This is a genomic window from Sphingobium lactosutens DS20 (assembly GCF_000445105.1).
GTDB lineage: Bacteria > Pseudomonadota > Alphaproteobacteria > Sphingomonadales > Sphingomonadaceae > Sphingobium > Sphingobium lactosutens.
Window position 1 is genome coordinate 1 of sequence record NZ_ATDP01000010.1, and the last position, 2,028, is coordinate 2,028.

2 protein-coding genes and 1 pseudogene are annotated in these 2,028 nt (G+C 63.7%); all 3 read left to right on the forward strand.

Annotated features, from left to right (window positions below):
* Positions 1-44: 44 nt before the first annotated feature.
* A complete protein-coding gene (locus RLDS_RS29280; RefSeq protein WP_020818778.1) occupies positions 45-398 on the forward strand; it encodes a DUF3768 domain-containing protein in 354 nt (117 codons plus the stop codon).
* Between the two features lie 84 nt (positions 399-482).
* Positions 483-1,361: an ATP-binding protein gene (locus tag RLDS_RS54385; RefSeq protein ID WP_020818777.1), complete on the forward strand. Its 879-nt coding sequence runs from the start codon at positions 483-485 to the stop codon at positions 1,359-1,361.
* Positions 1,362-1,586: 225 nt separating this feature from the next.
* Positions 1,587-2,028, forward strand: a pseudogene (locus tag RLDS_RS54390) (ATP-binding protein); the annotation flags it as partial.

Here is a 2,028-nt window from a genome sequence, read left to right on the forward strand (position 1 = left end):
GCGGAGTGGCTCGAGCAGTTCAACGCCGGCCTGAAGGAGGCAGCATGACCATCTCCGTTACAGAACAGATCGCCCGTTTGAACGACCGTTGCCGCCAGGGTTTCGATCCGACCGCTCGCCTTGTCGTGACCCGCGCCTGCCTCGCTCGTCTCGCAGGCGAAGAAGACGCGGTTCGTGAAATCATTGCCCAGGCTGAACTCCTCGCCGCCGTCCGCCGGTATGACTTTGGCCCCGGCGACGGCCCGGAACGAGACTTCGGCGCCTTCGATCTTCGGGGCGAACGCATCTTCTTCAAGATCGACTATTATGATCCCGCCCTCGAATTCGGATCGGAAGATCCAGCGGACGCATCGCTCACGCGGCGCGTGCTCACGATCATGCTCGCCGAGGATTATTGAGGGCTTCGATCGCGCCCTTCGGCGGTCCGGGAAAAGGGGAGGGGGACTGCAGGCGGAGAATTTCCACTTGTCGAGGAGCCCCAGATGTCCCTTCCCGCCACGATCAACAGCCAGGTCGATCCTGCCGCCGTCACCAGAGTCACCCGCCTCTTCAATAACACGCTCGGCGATATTCTCTCCGAGCTTATCCAGAACGCACGCCGGGCGGGTGCGAGCGCGGTCGACCTCAAGGTCATCGACGCCGATGGGACTGCGTTTCTCGCCATTGCCGACGATGGCGCCGGGATCGAGGATCCATCGGTCATTCTCGCCCTCGGTCGGTCGGGTTGGGGTGACGAGATCGCGCGGCGGGAGGATCCTGCCGGCATGGGCGTGTTCAGCCTTGCCGGTCGCGATGTCGAGATTCGCTCCTGCCCGCGCTCGACTGGCGAGGGCTGGTCGATCCGCATCGCTTCAGGCGATTGGGAGTCCGGCGCGCCCATCGCCGTTGCGCCCTGCACCCACCCGTTCGGAACCGAGATCCGGGTGCCGATTGACGCGCAATGGCTCAAGTCACTCGAGACTATTGCACAAAGCGCCGCGCGTTATTGCCCGCTTCCGGTTCGGCTCGACGGCCAGGATCTACTCCGCGAGGACTGGCTGAAGGGCGCAGAGACGATCATCGAGCAGGACGGCGTCCGCATCGGCATCTATCGCAACTATCTTCACCGGCATTTCAGCCCGAGCATCAACTTCCATGGCGTGACTGTCGCGTCGCTCCTTCCAACGGTCGCGGAAAAGGATCGCCACTGGGCGGCCAAGATCGACATCGTCGATGCTCCGGAATTGCAGCTCGTACTCCCGGCCCGCAAGGAGATGGTCGAGAATGGCGCGCTGCAGAGCCTGCGCGCGGCGATCCGCCTCGCCATCTACCGGCATATCCAGGCGCTCGGCAGTCATCGTCTGGCCTTCGCGGACTGGTGAGAGGCGGCCGATCTCGATGTTCAGCTTCCCGAGGCACGGGGTGAGCTATTCTCATGGACGCCGGCGGTCGCCGACTACAATAGCGGGTCCGGTCGCCAGCACCTGACCTCGACGGACGATCTCGTCCTGATCGATGATTTTGGGCCACCGCTCGAGCAGTGCGCTGCTTTCGCGCTCTCGAAGGACGGCCGCTATGAGGGACGGCTCGCCGAATCCGACGAGGCGATGGTGGGCTATGGCTGGTATGACCGGCTTCCCCGGATCACTGATCTCCGCTTCGAGATCGACAAGGGGGGCGAGACGCTTGTGCTCGGTGGGTCGGACCTTCCCGGTATCGACAGCGGCACGGTCGAGCGACTGGATCTCGTGCTGACGATTTCTGGCCCCGCCCCTGAAACGCTTCATATACCGGCGCCTGTCGCCATCGAATATGACGATGGCCTCTTCTGGAGCTTTGAGGAGGCTAATATTCTCCTGGCGGCACCCACGGCCGTCACGCCTGCCGAACTGGTCGATCTGCTCGACGGCGCCTGCTTTTGCGCCAGCGACGATCGCGAGGCTGATAGCTGGGATACGCAGCACGATCGTTTCCTGCTCGATGCGCAGGAAATGGCGACCCGTCTCCTTCTGGGCGATGAAGCGGCCCTGCTCGAGCGCCTGCGCGCCG

Coding starts and splice junctions, on each gene's coding strand:
- RLDS_RS29280 (WP_020818778.1), top strand. CDS start 45: ATGACCATCTCCGTTACAGAACAGATCGCCCGTTTGAACGACCGTTGC.
- RLDS_RS54385 (WP_020818777.1), top strand. CDS start 483: ATGTCCCTTCCCGCCACGATCAACAGCCAGGTCGATCCTGCCGCCGTC.